The sequence below is a fragment of the Bacteroides sp. OM05-12 genome (genome assembly GCF_003438995.1).
Classification (GTDB): domain Bacteria; phylum Bacteroidota; class Bacteroidia; order Bacteroidales; family Bacteroidaceae; genus Bacteroides.
Genome location: NZ_QSUN01000012.1, coordinates 1 through 24,976, shown reverse-complemented (window position 1 = coordinate 24,976; position 24,976 = coordinate 1). Strand labels below are relative to the sequence as shown.

General features: G+C 48.2%; 22 protein-coding genes and 1 pseudogene. 16 read left to right on the top strand and 7 right to left on the bottom strand.

From position 1 onward, the window contains the following. Positions 1–183: 183 nt before the first annotated feature. The 8 genes from DXB63_RS10625 to DXB63_RS10590 all read left to right on the top strand — a co-directional run bounded on the left by DXB63_RS10625 (position 184) and on the right by DXB63_RS10590 (position 5,908). Entirely contained in the window at positions 184–756 is a 573-nt protein-coding gene (locus DXB63_RS10625; RefSeq protein ID WP_122126399.1) for a hypothetical protein, read from the top strand. An 11-nt stretch (positions 757–767) separates the two neighbouring features. Beyond that, the gene (locus DXB63_RS10620; protein ID WP_122126398.1) at positions 768–1,781 is read left to right on the top strand and encodes a DUF5106 domain-containing protein; all 1,014 of its coding nucleotides are present in this window, start codon (positions 768–770) and stop codon (positions 1,779–1,781) included. Between the two features lie 10 nt (positions 1,782–1,791). Next, positions 1,792–2,280, top strand: a complete 489-nt coding sequence (locus DXB63_RS10615; RefSeq protein ID WP_122126397.1) for a hypothetical protein — start codon at positions 1,792–1,794, stop codon at positions 2,278–2,280. A 47-nt stretch (positions 2,281–2,327) separates the two neighbouring features. Then, positions 2,328–2,912: a hypothetical protein gene (locus DXB63_RS10610; protein ID WP_122348236.1), complete on the top strand. Its 585-nt coding sequence runs from the start codon at positions 2,328–2,330 to the stop codon at positions 2,910–2,912. Between the two features lie 74 nt (positions 2,913–2,986). Further along, positions 2,987–3,811: an RteC domain-containing protein gene (locus DXB63_RS10605; protein WP_122126395.1), complete on the top strand. Its 825-nt coding sequence runs from the start codon at positions 2,987–2,989 to the stop codon at positions 3,809–3,811. A gap of 359 nt (positions 3,812–4,170) precedes the next feature. After that, the gene (locus DXB63_RS10600; protein WP_158563670.1) at positions 4,171–4,692 is read left to right on the top strand and encodes a dihydrofolate reductase family protein; all 522 of its coding nucleotides are present in this window, start codon (positions 4,171–4,173) and stop codon (positions 4,690–4,692) included. Between the two features lie 555 nt (positions 4,693–5,247). Further along, complete coding sequence (locus DXB63_RS10595; RefSeq protein ID WP_122126393.1) at positions 5,248–5,556, top strand: helix-turn-helix domain-containing protein; 309 nt, start codon at positions 5,248–5,250, stop codon at positions 5,554–5,556. Positions 5,557–5,569: 13 nt separating this feature from the next. Further along, positions 5,570–5,908, top strand: coding sequence for a helix-turn-helix domain-containing protein (locus tag DXB63_RS10590; RefSeq protein WP_122126392.1), 339 nt, complete (start codon positions 5,570–5,572; stop codon positions 5,906–5,908). A gap of 123 nt (positions 5,909–6,031) precedes the next feature. On the opposite strand, the gene DXB63_RS10585 is transcribed toward DXB63_RS10590, so the two are convergent. The 4 genes from DXB63_RS10585 to DXB63_RS10570 all read right to left on the bottom strand — a co-directional run bounded on the left by DXB63_RS10585 (position 6,032) and on the right by DXB63_RS10570 (position 11,117). Then, positions 6,032–6,559 (bottom strand): antirestriction protein ArdA, encoded by a 528-nt coding sequence (locus tag DXB63_RS10585; RefSeq protein ID WP_122126391.1) that lies wholly within the window; start codon positions 6,557–6,559, stop codon positions 6,032–6,034. Positions 6,560–6,716: 157 nt separating this feature from the next. Further along, positions 6,717–7,439: a hypothetical protein gene (locus tag DXB63_RS17800; RefSeq protein WP_147332284.1), complete on the bottom strand. Its 723-nt coding sequence runs from the start codon at positions 7,437–7,439 to the stop codon at positions 6,717–6,719. Between the two features lie 10 nt (positions 7,440–7,449). After that, positions 7,450–9,561 (bottom strand): type IA DNA topoisomerase, encoded by a 2,112-nt coding sequence (gene topB / locus DXB63_RS10575; RefSeq protein ID WP_122126389.1) that lies wholly within the window; start codon positions 9,559–9,561, stop codon positions 7,450–7,452. A 32-nt stretch (positions 9,562–9,593) separates the two neighbouring features. Then, a complete protein-coding gene (locus DXB63_RS10570; RefSeq protein ID WP_122126388.1) occupies positions 9,594–11,117 on the bottom strand; it encodes a DUF4099 domain-containing protein in 1,524 nt (507 codons plus the stop codon). A gap of 209 nt (positions 11,118–11,326) precedes the next feature. Here DXB63_RS10570 and DXB63_RS10565 point away from each other — a divergent pair, with 209 nt between their 5' ends. Then, positions 11,327–13,324: an ATP-binding protein gene (locus DXB63_RS10565; RefSeq protein ID WP_122126387.1), complete on the top strand. Its 1,998-nt coding sequence runs from the start codon at positions 11,327–11,329 to the stop codon at positions 13,322–13,324. 67 nt (positions 13,325–13,391) lie between these two features. Here DXB63_RS10565 and mobC read toward each other — a convergent pair whose 3' ends face one another. From mobC to mobA, 3 genes are read right to left on the bottom strand one after another with little or no spacing between them, the layout of a single operon-like run. Next, positions 13,392–15,401 (bottom strand): conjugal transfer protein MobC, encoded by a 2,010-nt coding sequence (gene mobC / locus DXB63_RS10560; RefSeq protein WP_122126386.1) that lies wholly within the window; start codon positions 15,399–15,401, stop codon positions 13,392–13,394. 36 nt (positions 15,402–15,437) lie between these two features. Beyond that, positions 15,438–16,682 carry a conjugal transfer protein MobB gene (gene mobB / locus DXB63_RS10555; protein WP_122126385.1) on the bottom strand — a complete coding sequence of 415 codons (1,245 nt, stop codon included), beginning with the start codon at positions 16,680–16,682 and terminating at the stop codon, positions 15,438–15,440. Positions 16,683–16,686: 4 nt separating this feature from the next. Then, on the bottom strand, positions 16,687–17,115 hold the full coding sequence (mobA, locus tag DXB63_RS10550) for a conjugal transfer protein MobA (RefSeq protein ID WP_122126384.1): 429 nt from the start codon (positions 17,113–17,115) through the stop codon (positions 16,687–16,689). A 677-nt stretch (positions 17,116–17,792) separates the two neighbouring features. On the opposite strand from mobA, the gene DXB63_RS10545 reads away from it, so the two are divergent. The 7 genes and pseudogenes from DXB63_RS10545 to ltrA all read left to right on the top strand — a co-directional run bounded on the left by DXB63_RS10545 (position 17,793) and on the right by ltrA (position 24,861). Then, the gene (locus tag DXB63_RS10545; RefSeq protein ID WP_122126383.1) at positions 17,793–18,563 is read left to right on the top strand and encodes a ParA family protein; all 771 of its coding nucleotides are present in this window, start codon (positions 17,793–17,795) and stop codon (positions 18,561–18,563) included. Positions 18,564–18,568: 5 nt separating this feature from the next. Continuing rightward, entirely contained in the window at positions 18,569–19,003 is a 435-nt protein-coding gene (locus tag DXB63_RS10540) for a DUF3408 domain-containing protein (protein WP_233522845.1), read from the top strand. A gap of 12 nt (positions 19,004–19,015) precedes the next feature. Then, a complete protein-coding gene (locus DXB63_RS10535; RefSeq protein WP_122126381.1) occupies positions 19,016–19,750 on the top strand; it encodes a hypothetical protein in 735 nt (244 codons plus the stop codon). A gap of 160 nt (positions 19,751–19,910) precedes the next feature. After that, positions 19,911–20,213, top strand: coding sequence for a DUF4134 domain-containing protein (locus DXB63_RS10530; RefSeq protein ID WP_122126476.1), 303 nt, complete (start codon positions 19,911–19,913; stop codon positions 20,211–20,213). A gap of 23 nt (positions 20,214–20,236) precedes the next feature. Continuing rightward, positions 20,237–20,572, top strand: coding sequence for a DUF4133 domain-containing protein (locus DXB63_RS10525; protein WP_122126380.1), 336 nt, complete (start codon positions 20,237–20,239; stop codon positions 20,570–20,572). After that, positions 20,565–22,481, top strand: a pseudogene (locus DXB63_RS10520) (TraG family conjugative transposon ATPase); the annotation flags it as partial. The gene DXB63_RS10525 and the pseudogene DXB63_RS10520, both read left to right, overlap by 8 nt. Positions 22,482–23,052: 571 nt before the next feature. Next, positions 23,053–24,861 (top strand): group II intron reverse transcriptase/maturase, encoded by a 1,809-nt coding sequence (gene ltrA, locus DXB63_RS10515; protein ID WP_122126378.1) that lies wholly within the window; start codon positions 23,053–23,055, stop codon positions 24,859–24,861. Positions 24,862–24,976 lie beyond the last annotated feature (115 nt).

The following is a 24,976-nucleotide window of genomic DNA, read 5'->3' as shown; positions in this document are numbered from 1 at the left end:
GGCATTAAAAGCCCTGGTATATAAACAAAATTGAGGGTCGAACAAACATACCTTAATAAACAATTCAGAACAGTAAAAATACATCCTCGCGGGTAAAGACTGCAAGCCAAGCGTTTAGCTTTCTTTACCGAACTGGAAAAACAAAAAAATAGAGGAAGGAAATGATAAAGAATTCCGAAGATAATGCTAATATATTATTATTCAGGATATAATGTCAATCCGACCCTGCAAAAAAGGATAAAAATGAAAGAAAACAAAGCATATCCGTCGCAAATTCGTCCGCTTCCCTACTTTAACAGTGCCGGAAGCCCCGATGATTATCGCCTTGCGGCAGCTCTGCGACGGGAGTTTGTCCCCAAAGTCAAACGCCTGCTACCCGGACATCACTTGGGCGGATACTGGCACGACTTCATTGTGAATTTTGTCCGTAGACACAAGGTAAAATACCCTTGTTTCATCCGCACGGACATCAAACGGTTCTATCCGTCGGTGTCCCATCGGGATATTATCGCAGGCTGTCAGTTAGCCTATCGGGATCTATTGAATCTGCGGTACGTACCGCGCAGTTTCAAAGAAAAGTATGTCGGAGCGATTGCCGCGTGGTGCAGGAGTTTGCCGCTGTATGAAGGAATACCACTCGGCAGTCCTCTGTCAGCTATTCTCGCTCCGGTGATGCTCATTCCCTTGTGGTTGCAAGTAAAACGCCGATTCGGAGTACCATCTGGACTTATGTACAAAAATAGTAAAGATGAATAACTAAACAGTAAATGAAAGTAATAGGAAACATACTAAGAAAATACCGCTGGGATATAATCTGCGGATGGTCGGTAATGCTTGCCGGATGCTTCATTTGTTTGTTCGGAGTCGGTACGCTATTAGCAGCAGGTTGTACCCGTATTAGAGCGAAGCAACCCGAAGTGAGTGCAAAGCAAGCAACTCAAATAGCTCACAAGCCCTTTACACTACCTGAAATCCCCGCTACAATAACCAATCCCGGAGAGAGGGCCGAATATCTCATATCGCACTATTGGGATAACTTCTCTTTTGCCGATACTACCTGGCTGGCAAACCCAGATCAGATAGAGCAGGCATTTTCGGATTACCTTTCCCTTCTGTCGCATACCACACCGAAAGTAGCAACTGCTTCAATCGGCGGAATATTGGATAAATCCCTCGCACAGCAAAGCATTTTTAATTGGTTTACCGGTATGTTCGACAAATACCTCTACGACGTCAATTCCCCGTTTCGTGACGAAGAATGTTATGCAGTAGTCGTAGAACATATCATAAACAGCCCGGACGTGGACGAAATCTATAAACTCCGCCCTAAGGCACAACTGGAACAGATAAACAAGAACCGCCCCGGCAACGTGGCCTCGGATTTTACCTACACCCTTGCCAACGGCAAAAAAGGAACACTCCACGGGATAAAAGCCGATTATACGCTTTTATTCTTCTATGACCCGGAGTGTCCGGACTGTCGGCATACACGGGAATTCTTGCAGCAATCGGAGCAAGTCACAGATTTGGTAAATAGTGGAAAACTAAAGATTCTTGCCCTATATCCCGATGAGGATATAGAAACCTGGAAAGCCTACCGGTCTGCTATCCCTCCCACATGGTTGAACGCCTGCGACGGTACGGCGGCGAAAAAAATAAAAAGTAAACTGTACGCTATCCGTGCAATCCCTTCGCTGTATCTGCTTGACAGGAATAAACGGGTGTTGCTTCGGGACGCGGTAACAGAACAAGTCATACCGGTATTAACAGCCGGAATATAATTTATAAATTATGAAAAAAGGCATAATAACATTTTCTGTATTAGCGTTCCTGCTTTGTTCCTGCACAGACAAAGAAGCGGAGGAACGTTTACCCGCAGCGGTAAATGTATCCCTGCGAGCCACCGAACAGTATGATACCCGAACATCGGAGATACTTCTGTTCGACGCTGACGGTTATTTTGAGAGCCGCTATACCGACCAAATAACTGGTAACGGCATCAGGTTGAATACCGAAAGCGGAACGCACTATATCCTTGTTTTCATAAACACGGAGGACTATACCATAACCCCTCAGGTCTTTAAGCCGGGGAAAACGCATTACTGTGAGGTAACGGCCACCGCCCGGGCAGGTGACAATCCCTACCTGTGGGTTGGAAACTGTACGCGGCTATTGAAAGCCGGATCGTCCGATATTGAGATTATGCTGGAAAAAGCATCTTCCGTTATCGGCCTAACCGTCAACGGATGGACGCATAGGGAAACAGAGGCAGACATTTAACGGAGCCGAAAAAATAAACGGGGTTATCCCTCTTAAGAAAAGACAGTATGAATATATTAAAAGAGAAAATTGCATATAACAGTTCGGGAGGAATAACAAGGATGTTATTGGAACGACTGAACGGATTTGACGCGGATCAGGATAACGATATGGTCTGCCGCGGACAAATAAAGGGGCGGGTGGAATACATAGGCAGCAGCAATCACCACCGCCTGTTCTTTCTGTTGGAAGGCAAGATATACCTCAAAGGCGCGTTCTTGGGAAGAATCCTGCTTGACAAGCGGGAATTTATATTGCTTCCCCCGCATTGTGAGATAAGTTGCGCGACACTGCTGTCCTCGAATTATGTCATATTGGGCTGTACCGGCCTTCAAACCGACGGTAACGTGTCGTTCATGGAAGAATTAAGAAACATCCCTTTCCGGGAGAAACCGCAAAATACCTCCCTACCGATACGTGAAAAGCTGGGAAGGGTATTAAAAAGTTTTTTCGCCTATTTGACGGATGACAGTCATTACCCCGCCGTCTATGACGCGGTATTGATGCTTATGCGGTCATTTTATACGTCCGGGGAACTGGCTACGCTCTTTTTTCCGCTCCTGCATGAGAACGAAACGGTGGGAGAAATATAAAACAAATTAATGATGGAGATATATTATAAAAGCATTTCAGTAACTGACATCCTAATATCCGTAAGAAGTAATTTATGAACGGCTTTTTGCCGGAATTGATGAAAGAAACGTCGGCGAAGGTACGACAAATTGAGGCGACCGAGAAAGACACCCTGAAACGTTCCTTTGCCACGGCTCTCGCGTTGGCGGATGCCAATTCGAGGCTGAAAACCTTTATAATGGATTATGAGTTTTCCAGCGAGGAAGAAGAGATCTATTTCTTCAAGCAGACCAAGCCGCAGCTTGTGTCGCAACTGATCTATCATTGCCAGGTGTATAACATCGAAATGAACCGTCCGCATGGCGGCACGGATATTCAGCGGGAATACCTGAACAAGGAACTGGAGAACCTGCAGGACTATATCGACCGCCGGCCGGAGTTTTACAGTTACTACCGCCTGGGCTCGACGCATAACGACGTCTGCTATTTTACGCGGGGCAAGTTCCGGATCGGGTTGCAATACCTGGAGCCTACCCTTAGCGAGCGTGAGCCGAGATATTCCACCAACTGCGATTACAAGCTGGCGAAGATACTGGCGAACGAGCGACTGGAAATCCTGCTGAAATCCCAACTGGACGAACTGGAACATCCCGACGAGAAGCCGCAGCTGCTCTGGAATACAAAGAAGAAATACCTCATTGTGCTTTTATACGCCCTGGATTCATTCCGGGCCTTCGGCAAGATACCCCTTTCCCGGGTGGTCAAGGCGATGGAGCACTTGCTGGGTATTGACCTGGGAAATTATACCAGCGTCTTTTCCGAGATAAAAGACCTGGATAATGTAACGGAGATTTTCGATTTGTTGAAAGACGCGCTTTTGCTCCGGATAGAACGGAGCCATACGAAAAGAAGGAGATAACGATACCGCGTAAGTGGTAACGGATAGAATATAAACGAATAATGCCTATGATGTAATAAATGGTAAAAATGAACTGTCGGCGTCCGATCTTGCGAAGCCTATCCGCCTGCGGATGCCGGAAACTGAATATACGCTGTATTCTTTTTATCGGGGAAACTGACAATTAAACGGATAAACGAGGAAAACATGGCGCGATATTCATGCTTAATTTGGCGTGGAGTTGCGTTGTTCTCGTTTAAGGTATTTGTCAGTACCTCCCGATTCGGCGGCGTAATTTCCACGCCTCTTTTACATCGTCGGGGAAAACTGACAGAAAAATGGATAAAACAGGTAAAATTAAGACCTTTTCCTTCGTATCGTTGGACGGGTATGCGGCAAAGATGGGCGGAAGTATCGACTGGCTTACCGGCTATCCCCGGCCTTCCTCGGACAGGGACTACGGTTTCGGCGGATTTGCCGAGACGGTAGGTTGTGCCGTCTTAAACGGGATTTACTATGCAATGCTCCAGGCCACCGATATTTGGCCTCCACGAGGAATACGGACGAAAGTGCTGTTACCGGACCACTCCGTATTGACACCGGGGCAAAGGCCCGATTTTGTGCTTTTGAGGCCGGAGAGCGGTTTCGGATATGTGGAGGCTGTCGAGGCGATCCGGCGTGAGATCTCCGGGGATATATGGCTGGCCGGTGACCGGGAACTGTTATCCCAGTTTATGGAACGCGGGCTGATAGACGAGATAACGGTAAACGTAGTGCCCGTTATACTCGGAAACGGATATACGCTTTTCAGCCGTAACCGGATGGAACAGTCTTGGGATATGGCCTGTTTTCAATGTTTCGATAACGGCGTGATGCAGATGCGTTACGTTCCCCGGACTTAGCCGGTAAGCACCCCTCTTTATATTTAACCGAGACCGGAATTTAATAGAATATACATTTAATCCCTCCGGGCCTCGTTAGAAACCCGGAAATATTTACTCATAATTACAGGTTCGCAGTGTTCCTTCTCCGCCGTGCGACGAGCATATGCGGAAAAATACACTTCCCGGCATAGAGACGGACTATGGACTCGTTAAAAAGAATCCGGGACATAACAACAGTCTTGTAAAGCGTGTTATTACTATCCGCATTTTACTCCCGTGAAGGATAAAAGATGCGGACGGTAATATTTTTTTGAGTGCCCGGCGGGGATTTGCTGTTTTTCGGCCGTAAGGAAAAAATGCTCGCTATCCCCAAAAAACACGAGGCGTTCGGCGCCTCTGATAAAAACGGTAACTGTGTCTTTTCTGTGTATTTTACTGCAAATTTCCACAAAATCCTCTTTCAGAATCCCCTCCCGAAGCCGTTCCCGGACGTATTGATAAAAAAGTGATATGTGCCACAGTTTAAGGTAATTATAAACTCCCGACCTTTGCGAAATCAAAAACGAATCAGATATGAAACGAATCACCATTGACAGTGATGCCTATAAGTCACTTGCAGAAAAGATCGAACGGATTTATAATTATATCGAGCGGCAGACCGAAAAGCAGGCCGTGCCGTCCGATCCCTCGACGGTATGGATAGATAACGCGAAGGCGGCCGAATTACTGGAGGTCAGTACCCGTACCCTCCAACGCCTGCGTTCTGCCGGGGAAGTAACCTATTCAATTCGGGGCGGCCGGGTACGCTACCGCCTTTCGGAGATCGAGCGGCTTATCGCCGGCCGTGTCTTTCCCCGTAGGGAAAAGAGTGACAACCTCTAAATAATCGTGCGATATGGGAGAGAATGAATTAACGACGTGGTTACAGGAATGGTTTGAACGTTTCATGGGACGGTTTGACCGGCTGGACACCAATTTGGAAAATATGTCGGGCAGGTATCATTTTTTAGGCGGCGAACGCTTTCTGGACAATCAGGAAGTGTGCCAGTTGCTCCATGTGAGTAAACGTACCTTGCAACGTTACCGGTCGTCGGGCGAATTGCCCTACCAGACCATCTACCATAAAACCTATTACCGCGAGAGTGACGTGGAGGCTTTCATTAATGCGAACTTCGCCAAAGGCGAAAATGGAGCCGACGATGAGACCTGCGAGGATGATTCCGCGGAGGAATAGGTTTTTATTTGTGCTTTGTCAGCGTCCCGTACAGTCGTGAGATTGGGCGGGACGCGTTTTTAATAAGGGGATATGCCATAAAAAAGGCGGGAATTTCCCGCCTTCCGGTTGGTATCGAAGCTGTCAGGCCCGGCGAAATACGTGTCCGTCCTCAAACCAATAGTCGGTCATAAACAGGTCGCGGGCGAACTTTTCATAATCGAAATAGCTTAAAGCGAACTCCGGCAAGTCGTAGCACTGTTCGATAATCTCATAAGCGTAATCCTCCTCGTCCTTGTAATTACCCTGGTAATCGTCGCGGAACGAATCGATCAGTCCGTTTAGATCTTCCGTATCCATATCACGGTTGCCGTCGTTCAGCCATACATAAAAGGCTTCCTGTTCATTTTCGTCCAATTCCGAGACGGCCTCGATCACTTCAAAGAGGTTATCCGATAACCAGCTTTCCCCGATAAGGGAGGACGGTATGTTTTCCCAATCCTGGAACATAAACTCGGCGTCCGGCTCGTCGCCGTGTAACTCATGGCAAGCCTCATAAAATTCTTCCTTATCGGAATAATCCGATAGGTCCAGCCACTTTCCATAAATGGAACCGTTGTTATACTTGGCATAAGTGCCTACATAAATCCTTGCTTCTGATAAATTCTCCATAACCTTAATTTTTAGTACCGACCCTTGGGCCAGTTGTTTTTTACGGGCCCTCTTTCGGTGCAGTGGTTAGGGACTGTCAAGTTTTCACCGAACAAATACGCCATGTCCCGAAGGGATGTCGGAAGATTTTTCGGGTGAACCTCCGGCCGAAGGAACTTTACTGCCCGTTAAGACCACGTAAGCACTTTTGCCCGCGGAAATAACAACCCTTGCCGGGAGGAAGGCGGATAAGGTTATGGACTGGCAGAAAGAGGGAGAAACGGCACTTATGTTTTGTTACAGGTTTCCGGAAAGTGGCAAGACCTTTCCATAAATACCGATGGAAGTAATAAGAAGGCTTGCCTTTCGGCGGCAAAGAGGCCGGGGCATGGAATATCCGGGATTGCTCTGCCGTCCTATAATGGGGAAAGCGCACGGGATAACCTTCAAGGAAATTATAGCTGGGAACGGGACGAAAACGTATTCTGCCTTTCAAGGGCTTATAAAGGAAGCCTATGGAGACGGAAGAAAAGATATGACGGGTATATATGGCGTCAAGACGATTGCCGGAATGGATATAAAGGACGGCTGTTACGGTTTCATACGAACATTGATACCCGGCATAAGCCGTTCTATATGCGGAACTTTTTGAAAAATCGCCTTGACCATGGAAAGCGATAAGATATGGAGGATTCCGACGTATGGTGTCGTCCCGGAGTACCGATCCGGAAAAGAGGCAATGACAATCTTCTCTCGGATGAGTCCCCGCAAGGCTTGTCCGTGAAACGGGCAAATAAAAAAGCGTCCGAAGCATAGCCCCGGACGCCACCACTAAAAAAATCAGTGAAGTTAAAGCAAACATCCCTATCAGCAATAACCGCAAAGATTCTTTCGGTGGCAAAGATAATGATTTACTTGGATTTACGTTTGCTTCCGGGCTTTCCTTTCTTCTGCTCGAAATCGAACACGGTCTTATAATCGGCATCGAAAGCTATGGCGGCATCGAAAGGCTTACCGGTCTTGCCGCTAATGAGTCCTTTAATGATCCCGGTCTTGCCGTTTGTCAGTAAGGATATAAGCTGCGTATCGGATAACTCCTTTTTTGCGATGGTGCGCCATACGGTAAGCCCGCAGGCCTCGTTCTGACATTTGGCCACCTTATTAAAGATAACCACGTTGCCGCTCTTACATTTCGGGCAGGGGCATGACTGCCGGTTATCCTGCCGTGCGAAAGCCATATCCAGCAATTCGGCTGTGATTTGTGAGGCGTACACCTCTATCGAGCGATGGAACGCTCCGGCATCCATATCTCCCGTGCCGATCTTCGCCAGTGCCGCTTCCCATTGTCCGGTCATGGCGACATCGGCAATCTTCTTGTCGTGTACAGCCAGATAAACGGTCAGCCCTTTGTTGGTAGGTACAAGCGTTTTTTTCTCCCGCACGATGTATTCCCGCGAAAAGAGTGTCTCGATAATGGCGGCACGGGTGGCCGGTGTCCCGATCCCCGCGTCTTTCATGGCCTCGCGTTCTTCCTCATTCTCTATTTCCCTGCCCGCGCTCTCCATCGCCGAGAGCAACGTGGCTTCGGTATGCAGGGGCTTGGGCTTGGTCTGTCTCTCCTGCACTTCGACATCACGGACGGCCGGCTTATCGCCTTCCGTCAGATCGGGCAGTACGGTTAAATCCTCGTCCGTTGTTTCTTCCCGGTCGGCTCCGAAAACATTACGCCAGCCGGGATGTAACATGATACTGCCCTTTGCGACAAAGTGTACGCCGCCGGCTTTCAGCGTTACGGCGGTGTTCTCTTTGACGCAACCCTCTCCGAAGGCTTCCAGCATACGGCCCGCTATCATATCGTAAACAAGCTGCTGATCTTCGGATAATCCCCTCGCGGGATCTTCCGTAATAATCAGCGCATGATGGTCTGTCACTTTCGCGTCGTTTACCGGACGTGTCCCCGGCCGGGTATCGGGCCGTGCGTCGATATAGCCGCCGAATTTGGGATGCGCCCGCAGGGTTGCGATCAGGTGCGGTATTTCCTCCATGACATCGACGGATATATATCGGGAGCCGGTACGTGGATAGGAAATGAACTTGCTTTCGTATAATCCCTGCGCTATGGTCAGTGTCTTGTCGGCGGAAAAGCCGTGCCGCTTGTTAGCGTCCTTTTGCAGGGTTGTAAGGTCGTATAAGAGCGGCGGCTCCTGCCGGACTTCCTTCTTGACGACGGACGTAACGCTCAGTTCCCCGGCAGCTTTCACGATGGCGGCCGTCTGATCGGCGACGCCGCGGCTGTCATATTTATCCGCCGAAAGAACGGCAAACGCCGTCGCGTCTGTCCCGGTATGCACCTTTAGCCTGAAATAGGTTTGCGGGATAAAGTCCTTGTTCTCCAGGTAACGCGAGCAGATCATGGCCAACGTGGGCGTTTGTACCCGGCCCAGTGACCACGCGCCGCTTCCGGCGGAAATGGAGAGGGCTTGCGAGGCGTTGATGCCCACGATCCAATCCGCTTGGCTGCGTGCGCGGGCGGAGAGATACAGGTTATCGTAATCGCTTCCCGGACGAAGGGCCTGCATCCCCTCACGGATGGCCCGGTCAGTGAGCGAGCTTATCCACAAGCGGCGAAAGGAGGTACGGCATTCCACATAATTATATATGAAGCGGAATATCAACTCACCCTCGCGGCCCGCGTCGGTGGCTACTATAATTTCATCGGCCCGGTCGAACAATCCCTTTATAATCTTTAGCTGTTTGAGTGCGCCGGAATCGGCCTTATACTCTTTACCCTCCCGTACCTGCCGGGGAATAAGGGTAAATTCTTTCGGGAGTATCGGCAGGTTTTCCCGTCTGAAACCCGTAAAGCCGTAGGCTTCGGGCATGGCGAGTCCGACCAGGTGGCCGAACGCCCAGGTTACGGCGTATCCGCCACCTTCCATATATCCGTCCTTTTTGACGGTCGCACCCACAATGGCGGCAATACTCCGCGCCACGCTGGGCTTTTCTGCTATTATAACTTTCATTCTCTGATTTTTTTAGTGGTTATTAATCGGGATTACATTTTGCGTCCCTTGCCCGTGCTTTTCTTGGGGGCTGCGGGGGATTGCTTCTGCTCCCGCTCTTTTTTCTTCTCGTCTTGTCGGGCAGTGGGATTAGTCTGCCCGGACTTCAACGGCTCGCCTTTACTTTGGGCGTGCTTGGTGGCTTCGTTGGTCTTGCCCTCGTTGTTCACGGCCACTTGCGTTTTGTGGCTGTCCGCGGGTGTGACCTTGCGTCCCGCCCGTAATACGTCGGGATGTTTCGAGGTATGGCGCACATGCCCCCTTTCCGGGTCGGGCCATACCCAGGCGTTGTATTTCTGTCCTTTCCAGTCGGCTGTCTCGATCTGTTGTGCCCCCTCTTTCTGTTTGGGTGGGGCTTGTTGCATACCTTCCACCCATACCGGTATGCCTTTACAAACTTTTTGGAACTGTTCGCGGGTCAGTTCCACGCCGCCCTGAACAGGGCGAATCCAAATATCCCCGACTTTACGGGCTTTCAGCGGGCCATTCTCTTCGGCTTGTTCCCGTCTGGCCTGCCGTTCCTGTTGATACTGCTGTATCTGTTCAGGCGTAAAGCGGAAATCTATGTTACGGTTGGCGGCGTTGAATTGTCCTATACGGTCTATCTTGGACGGCTCCTCGCCCGGTTTTACCCGTTTGTCCATGCCCTTTATCAATATACTTCCGCCATGTTCAAATGTGGTTATCTGTTCTTGGGAGAGTACGGCATTTTTTATGGTCGGGCCGATCTTGACCTCGGAAGTAGGTATGTACTCGAAGCGGTTGGTCAGCTTGTCAAGTGAGATAAGCGAGGGTATTTTCTCGCCTCCGGGTACGGGCTCCAAATCGAATACCCGTCCGCCGTTACCCGTCTGTTTGAACTGCTCTATATCCTCCGGCGTGAATTTTACCCCCATATAGGGACTCTCGAAATCGGGCTGTTCCTGAAAGGGATGTGTTTGGATCTTGATGGAGCCGTCGGGTTGTTCCTGCAAGGAAAGCCGGGCTTTGACCGTTATTTCCTGTCCGTTAATCTCGGCCTTAATATCCACCAGACCGGGGGATTTATGCCCGTATGCCATAGCTTTGAGCGTGTCCTGTAACTGATCGCCCGAAAGCCCCAGCTTTTCGGCATCCTTCCAGTCGACTTTATTCAGGTCGAGTGGTTGGTACTTTCCCGGGGACTGTTCCTGCATCTGCCCGTCGGTTTTTACCTTGTAGGGTACAAGCACCTTGTCGTCGGGATTCATCTTGATGATCTTGTCCAGGAAAGCCGCAATCTTATCGACCGCGCTCCCGGCAACGGCATAAAGCCCCGTGTGTGACGGTTGCCGGTATTGCCCGGAAAATTTCTGCATGAAATTCTCTATCAGGTTTCCGCTGGGATTGATCTGAAAGAATTTGTCCGCGTTCTCTTTAGTGGGATCGACGGTGTTCAATTTACCGTCTTTCTCCATTCCGCTGACGGCTTTCAGCTTGCCGTCCTCGCCTTTGGCCAGTAAGACTTTAGGCTCTTCGTTTTTGATGTTCTCGTCCATGATTAAAATGGTTTTTAATTCTGCATCACTATTAATGCGGAACGAAGATATGGCTTAGTAATGAATTGATTGCAAGGGTTTTGAAGGGTGGCAGCTTGTGACTGGGAGTGGCGTTAAAGTTTTGAAACAAAAGACCACTTGAATTGTCGTTTTTCTAATATTCTCAACTAAATCATATATCTTTGTAACTCATTAGTAAATTATAAATTATGAAATCACAAACTGTTGAGTCTGTAGAGATTACGTCTAATGGAATCCGTAAAATGCTGAATAAATACACGCCGGAGCGTGCTATTTCAGAATATGTATGGAATGGATTTGATGCTAAAGCTACGATTGTAAAAATAAATTTTGAATTTGATAACCAGGAGTTTGATACGGTAAAAGAAATCAGAGTTTGTGATAATGGTATAGGGATATGTTATGAAGAGTTACCAAGTAAGTTTAAGCAGTTTTATGAATCTCAAAAAAGCATAGCCAATGATAATAATGCCGATTTGACGCGCGGAAAAAATGGATATGGGCGTTTTACATTCCATAAATTTGCTCGTTTCGCCCAATGGCAAACTTTTTATCAAAAAGGGAATGACATAATGTCATATGAGATAGATATAAGTAACGATAATCTAAAGGATTATACTCCGACAATTCCAATTAAATCACAAGAACCCGAAACAGGAACGTGTGTTATATTTAATGAAATTACGTCAGCTATCTCAACTTCTTTTATTGAGCAAGTCCTTATTCCTTATTTGAAGGCTGAATTTGCTTGGTTTCTTGAACTTAAAGACGAATATAAAATATTTATTAATGATACAGAGTTAGATTATTCTTCAATAATAGAGAAAAACGAGAATTTTCCAGTCGTTGCCAGTGGACTGTATAATCAGAAAAAAACGTTCAATTGCAAGTATATACAGTGGAATACAAAAATGAATGATGAATATTCCAGATTCTATTTTCTTAATAATGATTTGGAATTAAAAAATACAAAAACCACCTTATTGAATAAGAAAGGAGATAAATTTTGGCACAGTGTAATTGTTATTGATGATTTTTTTAATGAAATAAATTGTGATATTGAGGATGAAAATACTGCTCAAAGAAAATTATTTAGTGAGGTAGCAGATCGGAAATTGTTTAAGGATTTGGTTGAGAAACTTAATGATTTTCTTAGAGGTAAAAGACGACCATTTCTAAGACAGCAAGCTGTTGCTTTAGTGAACAAATATGAGGAAGAAAAGGTATTTCCTGTATTTAGCGACAACGAATGGGATAAAGCTCGTAAACAAGGTTTGGAAGATTTAGTAAAAGGCTTATACGAAGTTGAGCCTGCTGTATTTATGAAATTGAATAAAGAGCAAAAGAGGGTATTTTTAGAACTCCTAAATCTTGTAATGGATTCGGGAGAAAGAGATAATTTGTTTAAAATATTGGATGCAGTCGTAGAATTAGACTCAAATGACAGAAAAGAGTTTGCTAAAATTTTGGAAACAACTCGTCTTAAGCAAGTTATATCCACTATAAAACTAATATCGGATAGATTATTGACTCTTGAAACTTTGAAGAAACTTGTTTTTAATCACGAATTGAAAGCAAATGAAAGAGATCATCTTCAAAAATTTATAGAAAAGCATTATTGGATTTTTGGAGAAGAATATAGACTGGTTTGTGCTGAAGAGGTTAAATTTGAAGAAGCTCTAAGGAAATATGTTTATATTCTACGCGGTGTTACAGAAAAAGAATTTATAGATCATCCTGATAAATATAAAGAGATGGATTTATTTTTAGCTGGAACTGATTTTAGAGACGGCAAGCCTCACAATGTTATTGTTGAGATTAAGAATCCAACGACAATTAAGAAACTCACATCGAAAGAAGTTACACAGCTAAAGCAGTATATTGATGTTATTTTGAATGTTGATTCCTTTAATGATCAAAATGAATATTGGTCTTTTTATCTTATTGGGCAAGATTATGATAATATAGTAAAGGCAGATATTCAAAATCAAGAATCAGGGCTACTGCGTAAACACGATAATTATTGTCTATATGTAAAGAAATGGAGCGAAATAACTAATGAGGTGGAGAGACGGTTAAAATATCTCTTGGAAAAATTAAAGATTGAACGTGCTAAATTGTCTAATGCCAGCACATTGGAGGAAGTTATGAATGAAGCGGCTAATAATGCTGTTGTTGTTAATTAGATAAAGTACTATAATAGGGATTTTACTTAAAATAATTAGAGCCGCATTTTTGCGGCTCTAATTGTCTTTATTCCTCTTTCGGTAACAAGTGGCAAAGGTCCGGATCATCCTTTATTCGCTGTATCTCATCCTCGACTATCTGCCTGGCCTCGGCTCTGATACGCTCGTAATTCTCCTGTATCTGTTCTTTCATCCTGTCCACGCCGTTCTCGTCGGTAAAGTCCGTGATGACGGGTATTTTCTTATAAGCCTTTTCCTCTGCGGCTACCCGCTCATTATCCACCACGATCTCGGCATGAAAAATCTTTTGCTCTATCCGCTCCGAAAAGCTGTCCGCCACCGCCCCGACGAACATACCCTGGGTCAGATTGGATATTTTCGACGGAGGTATGAGGCTGTCCATTTGTGTGGAAATGGAGGTTGATTTATCATTGTGGTTAATGGTCATGGACTGGCGTTTCTGCAATACCTTCCCGAAGCGGTCGGAGAGTGTTTTCGCCGTATCTCCTACAACCTGCCCCGAGAAGATGTTGCCTACGGTGTTCATCACGACGGCGGCCTCCTTGTCCCCGTAATCGCGCTTTAGCTGCGAAAAGTCCTGGAAACCGAGTAGCACGGCAACCTTGTTGCTTCGTGCGGTGGCAATCAAATTGTCCAGTCCTTTAAAGTAAATAGTCGGTAGCTCGTCTATTATGACACTGCACTTTAGCTGTCCTTTCTTGTTGATGAGCTTTACGATACGGCTGTTATATAACCCCAATGCCGCCCCGTATATGTTCTGCCGGTCGGGGTTGTTGCCGACGACAAGTATTTTCGGGTCGTCCGGGTTATTTATATCCAGGCTGAACTCATCGCCGCTCATGACCCAATAAAGCTGTGGGGAGATCATGCGCGAGAGCGGGATTTTCGCACTTGCGATTTGCCCCTGGAGCTGGTCGGCCGCCCCACCGAGCCATGCATCCATAAAGGGCGACAGGTAATTTTCCAGTTCCGGGTATGAGGTGAGAATCGGAAAGATTTTCTCATAGGGTTTATTCAGGAACTCGACTGCGTGGGGGAACGTGCAATATTTCCCGTCTTTATATATCCGCAAGAACCAGATAATCGCCGCGAATAAAATGATCGGTGACTCGACAAAGAAGTCGCCCTGCTTGCTTACCCAGGTGCGATTCAGATTTAACATGATCGTATAGCTGGACTCGTAGGCATCCGAAATATCCTCCATGAAGGCGGGATTGATCGGGTTACAGCGGTGCGAACGGGAAGGGTCGTCAAAATTAATCACGTAAAACGTGGGTGTTTTGGCGTACCCCTCCCGGTTGTTCAAAAGATGGTTATAGGCAATGGTGGACAGGTCGGGATATTTGAAATCATAGATGTACATGGCGAATCCTTTCTCTATATTCTGCTTGATGTACTGATTGACCACACAGTAACTCTTGCCGGAACCGGGCGTTCCCAGAACGATGGACGCACGAAAAATTGAAACGACATTGGCGAAACCCTTGTGCCACTTCTTTTTATAGTAGAACCGGGTCGGCAGATTCACGGAGTATTCATTCTCTATCAACCTCGTTTCCTGCATGAACGATTCGTTCTCGGTATTGAATACATCGTCGAACATATTGTTTTTCAGCAGGCGGGAAAGCCATATACCGCCCATGAGCAGCAGGATATAACTGGCGGTCATTGTAAAGACGTAAAATCCCGCATTGACTTCCGGCGGGAGCGGCAGGGAGAGCAGCCACCAGTTCAGGAAAAACAGGATAAAGCCCGCGGTAAGGGCGGCAATAATTTTCGCCCAAGTTATCTTCTCGTTTTTGACGCCCCGTGTCCCGAGGCAGGAAAGCGCGAGAAAAACCACCGCGAAAAGTTTCGTCCAGAGGATTGAGGTAAAAAGTCCGGCGGTACGGTTAAAATTCATCAGGATTTTATCTATTACCCCGATATTGATTCCCCACTCATGTATGGCCCCGTAACAGAACCAGTAGACGTTAATCACTACGAACAATATGGATAGGGCACGCATAAAGTCCATGACTTTAGCCAGTCCGCGAAGATCATCTTCATTTTGCATAATCTTAAAATTTTAATGGTTTGAAATACTTGTCGTTTACATCTGCCTGCCGTACCGCCGTTTCTTCTTTTTCCGGCGACGGGGTGCGGGCGGATTTTCATTTTGCCCTTCAAATTCGGGCGTAAATACGGAGAGCAGGCCGCCCGCAGCGATCATGTCCGGCAGTTCCGTTACGGACTTCTTACCGGCGGGGGAGGTCGCAGGCTTCCGCGCCGGAGCGTGCAGATCCTCACGGTGCGTATCATTAGCAAAGCGTTCGTTCAGGGCATTGGCCGAAAACTCCTTTCCCAGACGGGAGCCGTTTGTCACCGTGCGGCTGTTATGGTCGATGAAAGTAGCCCCGTATATGCGGCCCGTATCATTTCGACGCAATACCAGGTCGATACCTTTCTTTTGCAGGGCTTCCCGTAACTGGCTTTCGGTACGGGCATTTTGCAGGGCCTCGGCTACTGTGGCCTTTGTCCCGGCAACTGCCTTTCCTGACTTTATCATCTCACCGGATTCCTTCATACGTTTGTCCAGCGCGGCGATGCCTGCCGTTTTTCCCCAAAGGGAGGATTTAAGCGGCTTGCCTGCACGTTTTCCGTCAGCATCCAGGGCCGAGTAAACCAGCCCTTCGTATCTGTTCCCCTTGTTATTCCCCTCGACTTTCTCTATACCTATATTATATAAGGAGAGCAGGGCTCGGTATTCGGCAAAGGATTGGAAACGGTACATTTCCGAAAGCGGCTTTATAACCCCGGAAATTTGCTTTTTAAGATTCCCCGCCGCAGCGTCTACCGGGGTGAGCCGCCACGCCTCGCCCTGCTTCTGCCCCTTGGCCGGTATCAGGCTAAAGTCCTTTTCCAACTGCGCCACAATCCGGGTGCTTCGGTCTTTCTCGAATTTGTCGGGTACAAGGGAACCGTCCGTTTTCACGCGGGTAGTGACCAGGTGGATATGCCGGCGGTCTATATCCTCATGTTTGAAGATCATATACGGCTGGTCACCGTAGCCCAGGCGTTCGAGATACCGCCGTCCCAGGTCGGCGAGCTGCGCGTCGGTCAGCTTGTCGTCCCGGTGGGGATTGAGCGAGATATGTACGACGGGCTTTTTCGTTCGTATATGCGAAGGCATGAAACGCTCGAAATCCTCCGCGCAGGAATACGCGTTGAACTTCCCGTCGGCAGGTTCCAGGACTAAATTGCACCCCAAAACCTTCCCTTTATCCCCGTCCACTTTCTGTTGGTTGTAAGCCAGCGCGCCGTATAAGTTGCTCCCGTGATTGATTTTTGCCACCATACCGTTATCCTATTTTGGCTTTGAAATCCTCGCAAAGTGCCAGTACTAGGCGTCCGATCCCGGCCAGTTCGATAGTCTGTTGCTCCAGTTTATAGAGCAACGACAACGCTTTTTTCTCCCCGAAAACGGTGTGAAGCTGTTTAACGACCTGGTTGTAATTCGTCCCGATCGCACGGATCTGCCCGTAAAAAGCGGTCAGCTTGGTGACGAATTCCAGTGCCGTTGCGTCCGTTTTCACTACCCGGAACTCGTCACCGAAGATACGGGCGGCGATAAAAGCGGAGAGCGAGGCGAGTCCCGATTGTTCATACATGGAGAGAAAAGCGGCGTGTTGCTGCCCGGTCAGGTTCACAGTCAGACGGCGGAACGCCGGATCGTCTTTCGGGGGGCGTCCCCCTTTACCCCGCTTGCGGGGTACATTCTTTTGATTCATAACACGGATTTTTTTAAGTGATACATAAATCCGTTACGGCCCGGCCGTCCAATCAAGCGACTGACTTCGGAAGGTAGCGACGCCCCCCCGGCAGGGGCAAGAGGTTATTTGCTGCAAAACTTGTTTTGCGATGCAAATAACACATCTTGCTATTTGCCCAAATGCAAATGGATTTTGCCCTGCGGAGGGGCAAAGATTACCCTTCATATTAACGGGTAAGATTTGTTCCGGGAAGGGTGTTGTAGGGAGGGGTACTACAACTTAAAATGCCCCGGACGATTAGCCGTAACGTTTCATGCCGCAAAGTTATCGGCTTATCTAATACGCTGTATCATAAAGAAGTGTGCCACTCAAAGCCACAAGCGACCACCTCAAAAAAACATAGTGAAAGTGCCAAAAAGAAGTGTTTTATTTGCCTTGGGAAATGAATTAATGATTTGATTTGGCAGGGCGATTAATGAGTAAACAGGTCGGGAAACAGTTAGTTGGAGATTGAAGTCCAGACTCCCGTATTGTCGTATTGTCGTACTGCTGTACTGTCGTATCGGCTAAAGGGTGTCCGTCAGAACCGAAACGAATAAATGAAGCCTTGTCTTGCTATTTATAAACTGGTTTAAAAAAGTGCCGATTGAATGGTACGGTAAAATAATTCAATAACAATTAAAAACATTGGAACAATGGAAAATCAAGAAAGTAAAAAAGAACCGATGTATGTAGCTTTCTCTACACAGAAGGGTGGAGCGGGTAAAACCACACTTACCGTTTTGGTTGCAAGTTACCTGCATTATGTCAAAGGCTATACGGTAGCCGTGATCGACTGCGATTATCCGCAGCATTCGATCGCCGAAATGCGCGAGCGGGATTTTAAAACCTGCGAAAATGATGAGTATTATAAAGGGATGCTGTATGAACAGTTTCTGCGTTTGGAAGAAAAGAAAGCCTATCCGGTGATTGAAAGTGATACGAAAGAAGCGCTGAATGAAGCCGAGGATCTGATAAAAGAAGGAGATTATGATTTTATATTTTTCGACCTGCCCGGAACATTGAATAACGAAGGTCTGGTACGTACTATTGCGAGTATGGATTATATCGTGGCTCCTATTTCCGCCGACCGCCTTGTGCTGGAAAGTACCCTGGATTATCTTATTTCCGTGAGAGATAACATAGTCAATACCGGAAAATCCAATATTAAGGGTATTTACCTTCTTTGGAATCTTGTGGACGGGAGGGAGAAATCAGAACTGTACGAAGTCTATGAATCGGTAATTAAGGAATTGGATTTACCCTTGCTTAAAACGTTTATCCCGGACAGCAAACGCTTTCGGCGCGAACAATCCGCAAGCCATAAATCCCTATTCCGGTCTACGCTGTTCCCGGCAGATAAATCCCTTGTGAAAGGGTCCAACCTGGATGTACTGGCAGATGAACTTTTAGGACTCTTTAAATGACTGCCATGAGTAAAAAAGTGGATACATCGGGTATTGATGCGGCAATGGTTATCGGTCAGGCCAAAAAGAGTAACCGGGTAACCTCTCCCGTGCCGGCTCCGGATCCCCTGTCGGAACCGGAGTTGGTATCCGAACCATTGCCGGAGATTGAAAAGGAGAGCGAGGGGGCAAAAGAGCGGGAGCGGTCCAAGCGTAAACGCACCCAGGTGGCAAACTATAAAGAGACATTCATAAAACGCAATGAAATGAAGTTGCGTCAATGTGTCTATATCAGCCATGAGGTACATTCGGTTATCACGAAACTTGTCAGGGCTTTGGCCGATGCCGGAAATGATATAACCGTCGGTGGCTACATTGATACGGTAATGAATGAACATCTACAACTCCATAAAGAGGAAATCAACGCACTGTACCGTGAACGTCAGGGCGACCTGTTATAATAATGTATAGCCATGGGACGATATTTCATCTATGCGATTCTGTTGTACGCCCTTGTGGTTGTAATTTACCTGTTGTGGGAGCGAAAGGTAAAGCGCGGGAAGAACACCGCACGAAAAAAGGGTTATAACCTCTTCCACCCTGTCCCGAAAGAGGATATAATCGGAAAAAGCAAATTTACCCTGCGCCACTCGCAGCCACAAGCTACCACTTTGGAAATCAATGAAAAAGCGATTGAAAATGCGGTTATATTTGCAGGCGATAACGGGCAAACCGACCCGCGGGGCATTCCGGCGGCAGTCCTTCGACCCGCAGGTGAAACGGGCACTGTTCCCGAAAACTCGGAAGCTGATTCAGGCGAGATAGATATAGTTATCGAAAACGAGCCGGAGGGGGAATCAGATACCGGGGAAGAAGGGGATTTGGATGTTTGGGAAACCGAAGGGACGGAGGATGAAAGCGCGGGTGGCCGGGCAACGGGCATCGGCTTCGAGGAACTGGCGGGAATGGCGCGGATGGTGGCGAACGCCGGGTGTGCCACCCCACGGGAAAGAGAGGAAGCCGGGCGGGTACTTGCCGAGGTGCGGATGACTGACATAATAGGCCAGATCGCGCCTGACGAGCCTAAAAAGAAAGTGGTGTCCGCCCTTATGGACGACTACTTCGCCGCCTACTACCGCCTGCGGGAAGCCGACCCCGCACCGGCGGTAAAAGCCCCTGCCGATTTTGACGTGCGCGGCTTTGCCTGAATTAAGTAAAATCAAAAAAGTAAGAAACAATGAAACAGAGAGATTACGGATAGCCTCGCGCCGTTCGACCATTAAAAAAATCAGAGAAGTAATCAGTAAACAAGAATCTCGGCGGTCAGGGGAATCATCCCACCCCCTGCCGCCTTTAAAAAATCAAGCAATGAATAAAAAGAAATTCTTTTTGTCGGCGGTCGTTCTTATGGCTGCCGCGGCGAACGCCTTCGCGCAAGGCAACGGAGTAGGCGGCATTACCGACGCCACCAATATGGTGTCCTCCTATTTTGATCCGGGCACAAAGCTGATCTATGCGATCGGCGCGGTCGTCGGCTTAATCGGCGGCGTCAAGGTCTACGGTAAATTCTCGTCCGGCGATCCCGACACCGCAAAAACCGCCGCCAGTTGGTTTGGCGCATGTATTTTCTTAATCGTAGCGGCAACGATTCTTCGTTCCTTCTTCCTGTAAGCCAATATTATACACTGTAAGTTATGGAGTATAATGTAAATAAGGGTATTGGAAAAAGCGTCGAGTTCAGGGGACTTAAATCGCAATATCTGTTCATCTTCGCGGGAGGCCTGCTATCCGTATTCGTGGTCTTTATCATCATGTACATGATCGGTATCGGCCAATGGATATGTATCGGTTTCGGACTCGTCGCCGCCTCGGTGCTGGTATGGTTTACTTTCCGCCTGAACGCCCGGTACGGGGAACACGGATTAATGAAGATCATGGCCAAAAGCCGTCATCCGCGTTACCTTATCAACCGGCGCAACGCACGCCTCCTGTTCCGATGCCCGAAGAGAAAGGAGGCGGCCCATGCGTAACGTAATGAAAGCCGCCACGATCGAGAGCAAGTTCCCGCTGCTGGTCGTCGAGGGGGATTGCATCATCAGCAAGGACGCGGACATCACGGTAGCCTACCGGGTGGATCTGCCGGAACTCTATACGGTGACCGGTGCCGAGTACGAGGCGATACACTCCGCCTGGAACAAGGCCGTAAAGGTGCTTCCCGATTATACCGTTATCCATAAGCAGGATTGGTTTATACGGGAAAACTACCGGCCCGCCGCCGATCAGGGAGATATGAGTTTCCTCTCCCGCAGCTTCGAGCGGCATTTTAACGAGCGGCCCTATTTAAACCATACCTGTTTCCTCTACCTGACAAAGACGACAAAAGAACGGATGCGTATGCAGTCCTCCTTTTCGAGCCTTTGCCGGGGAAACATCATCCCCAGGGAGGTAAACAGGGACACAACGGTAAGATTCCTGGAGGCGTCCGGCCAGTTCGAGCGTATCGTAAACGACAGCGGTTTTGTGAGATTAACCCGGCTGACATCAGAGGAAATAACGGGCACGCCGGAAAGTGCGGGGCTGGTGGAAAAATACTTTGCCCTGTCGCTTGATGACACGACCTGCCTGGAGGATATGGAACTTGGGGCGGACGGTTTGCGGGTGGGGGATAAAAAGGTCTGCCTGCATACGGTTTCCGACGTGGAGGACTTGCCGGGAACGGTCGCTACGGATATGCGTTACGAACGTCTGTCCACCGACCGGAGCGACTGCCGTTTGTCGTTCGCCGCGCCTGTCGGCCTGCTGCTGTCCTGCGACCATATCTATAACCAGTACATCTTCCTGGACGATTCGGCCGAGAACCTGCGGCGTTTTGAGAAATCCGCCCGTAATATGCACTCCCTTTCCCGCTACTCGCGGGGCAACCAGATCAATAAGGAATGGATAGACAAGTATTTGAACGAGGCGCACAGCTTCGGGCTTACCTCCGTGCGGGCTCACTTCAATGTCATGGCGTGGTCGGAAGATGCGGAGGAACTGAAACATATCCGTAACGATGTCGGCAGTCAGTTGGCACTGATGGAGTGCAAGCCCCGGCACAATACCGTTGACGCGGCCACCCTCTATTGGGCGGGTATGCCCGGAAACGGCGGGGATTTCCCCTCGGAGGAAACGTTTTACACGTTCATCGAACCCGCGTTATGTTTCTTCACGGAGGAAACGAACTATCGGTCCTCTCCGTCGCCTTTCGGTATAAAGATGTGCGACCGGGTTTCGGGCAAGCCCCTGCACGTGGATATTTCCGACCTTCCGATGAAACGCGGAATAACCACCAACCGGAATAAATTCGTGTTGGGCCCTTCCGGGTCGGGCAAGTCCTTTTTCATGAACCACATGATAAGACAATACTGGGAGCAGGGCACGCACGTCGTCCTGGTCGATACGGGTAACTCGTATCAGGGCCTTTGCGAGATGGTACGCCGGAAAACCAAAGGGCGGGACGGGATCTATTACACGTACACGGAAGAGAACCCGATCAGTTTTAACCCTTTCTATACCGACGATTACAAGTACGACGTGGAAAAGAAGGACAGCATCAAGACCCTGCTGCTGACACTGTGGAAATCCGATGACGACCGGATAAGCAAGACCGAGAGCGGGGAACTCGGCAGTGCCGTTTCCTCCTATATCCAGCGGATCACGGCAGACCGTGGTATCGTGCCGTCCTTTAATACCTTCTACGAGTATATCCGGGACGATTACCGCAAGGAACTGGACGGGCGGGAGATCAAGGTGAGCCGGGAGGACTTCAATATCGACAACTTCCTGACCACCCTCAGGCAGTATTACCGGGGCGGGCGTTTCGACTTCCTGCTCAATTCGGCGGAGAATATCGACCTGCTTTCCAAACGGTTTATCGTATTCGAGATTGACGCGGTGAAGGGTGCGCCCGTCAAGGCGGCATAACAAACGTCTCTTTAGCAAGAGATTAGGTAAGTGTTCTTTGAAAAACCTATCATCAACCGACTTATCTGAAAGGGAAACCGGACAGGGAGTGTAGCATGTCGGTAAAAGCTATAAGTCAGTCAGCTATCGAGACTGCGACTGAATAGCATGATGAAACGATAGATATGAGGATAAAGTCCGAATTGATTGAATGGTAGTCCGAGCGGTATCAGGTTGTACCTGCGGCGTAAGATAGCTGAACTCGCCGTACCATGATACTCCTTTTCCAGTCCTTGAGGAGAGGGAGCAAGAACGTATCATGGCGCAACCGCAGTAAGCGGTAAAGGACGGAAGCCATATCCGACAATCTATCACGCTAACAGTTGTTATGCACGCAAACGGGGATTGCCTAAACCGGAACGCCGAAAGGCTATTAGGTGCAGACCTATGAATATCCGGCACGGCAACGGAGCCGCCGTAGTAGTCCGAGCGAGGGAAAGCCTCGTACATGGCGAAGGGCGGCAGCTAATATTTATTAATACAATTAACGGAAAATGTGTGAGACATTATGAGAAGTCCCGCAAGAGTATTAAACAGTCTGACAGAGCATAGTAAGGACTCGAACTACAAGTACGAGCGTCTTTACCGGCTTCTGTTCAATGAGGAAATGTGGTATGTGGCCTACGAGCGCATTTATGCGAAGCCGGGCAACATGACACCGGGCGCAGATGGTCAGACCATCGACGGAATGAGCCTAAACCGCATTGAAAAACTGATAGCATCGTTGAAAGACGAAAGCTATCAGCCCCAACCGTCACGGCGGGTGTATATCCCGAAGAAAAATGGGAAAATGCGACCGCTTGGCGTACCGGCAATGAATGACAAGCTGGTGCAAGAGGTAACGAGAATGATTCTGAGTGCCATTTACGAGGGAAGTTTTGAACACAACTCGCATGGTTTCAGACCCAAACGAAGTTGCCACACCGCACTTGCCCAGATTCAAAAGACTTTCAACGGTGCGAGTTGGTTTATCGAGGGCGACATTAAAGGATTCTTTGACAACATCAAGCATGATGTTCTAATCGACATCCTGAAAGAACGCATCTCGGACGACCGCTTTATCCGACTGATTCGGAAGTTTTTGAACGCCGGATATGTTGAAGAATGGAGATTTCACAAGACTTACAGCGGAACGCCGCAAGGAGGTATCGTCAGCCCACTACTGGCGAATATATACCTCGACAAATTAGACAAGTACGTGAAAGAATACATCCACAACTTCGACAAAGGGGATTTCAGAGGGCCGAACAAAGACCGCATACAGTATGAGTATGGGAAACGACTTGCCGTGCAAAAGCTGAAATCTGTAACTGACCTATCCGAAAGGAAAGAGGTCATCCGACAGATCAAGGCATTCGACAAGCAAAGGGCACTTATTCCTTGCAGTGATGAAATGGACTGCGGATATAGACGGCTCAAATACGTGCGATACGCCGACGACTTCCTGATCGGGGTAATCGGCAGTAAAGAGGATGCAAAGCGCATCAAAGAGGATATTAAGATTTTCCTCGCTGATAAACTCGGCCTCGAACTGTCGGAAGAGAAAACCCTGATTACACACACGGAGAAATCGGCCATGTTCCTCGGATATGAGATATACGTCCGTAAGTCCAACCTGACCAAGAGGGATAAGCGAGGGCGGTTAAAGAGAGCCTTTAACAAAAAGGTGTATCTGAAACTCTCCACACAGGCCATGAAACTGAAGTTGCTCGAACTCGGAGTGGTTCAATTCAAGTCCCACAACGGTAAGGAGCAATGGAAACCGAAGGCTCGTTTGGAGTTCATCAATAACGACGACCTCGAAATCCTTAACCGCTACAATGCGGAGATACGGGGATTTTACAACTACTTCTCGATAGCCAACAACTGCTCGGAGATGCACACTTTCAAGTACATAATGGAATACAGTATGTACAAAACCTTTGCCCTGAAATACCGTACCACGGTTGTCAAGATTTGCAAAAAGTACAAGCGTAACGGGGTGTTTACCGTCAGGTACTCACTAAAACATGGCAAAACGGCTGAAAGGTGCTTTTACAGCGATGGGTTCAAACGTAAGAACCCTTTGGAAGATGCCTACTTCGACAAGCTACCGAACAACATGCCGGACACGGGTGCGACAAGCCTTATAGACAGGCTGAAAGCCGAAAAGTGCGAGGTATGCGGGGCGACGGACAATCTGGTTATGCACCATGTTCGCAAACTCAAGGACTTGCCCGGCAAGGACAAATGGGAACTGCACATGATAGCCCGCCGGAGGAAAACGGTTGCTCTCTGTCATAGCTGTCATAGGTTAAGGCATTTAGGCAAAGTGTAAGACTGACAATATTAGTGGAGAGCCGGATACGCTGAGAGGTGTAAGTCCGGTTCGGGGGCGAGTGCCCGGAAACCTACCGCAGAAATGCGACAAGGCGCTGGGTGCTTAGCCTACA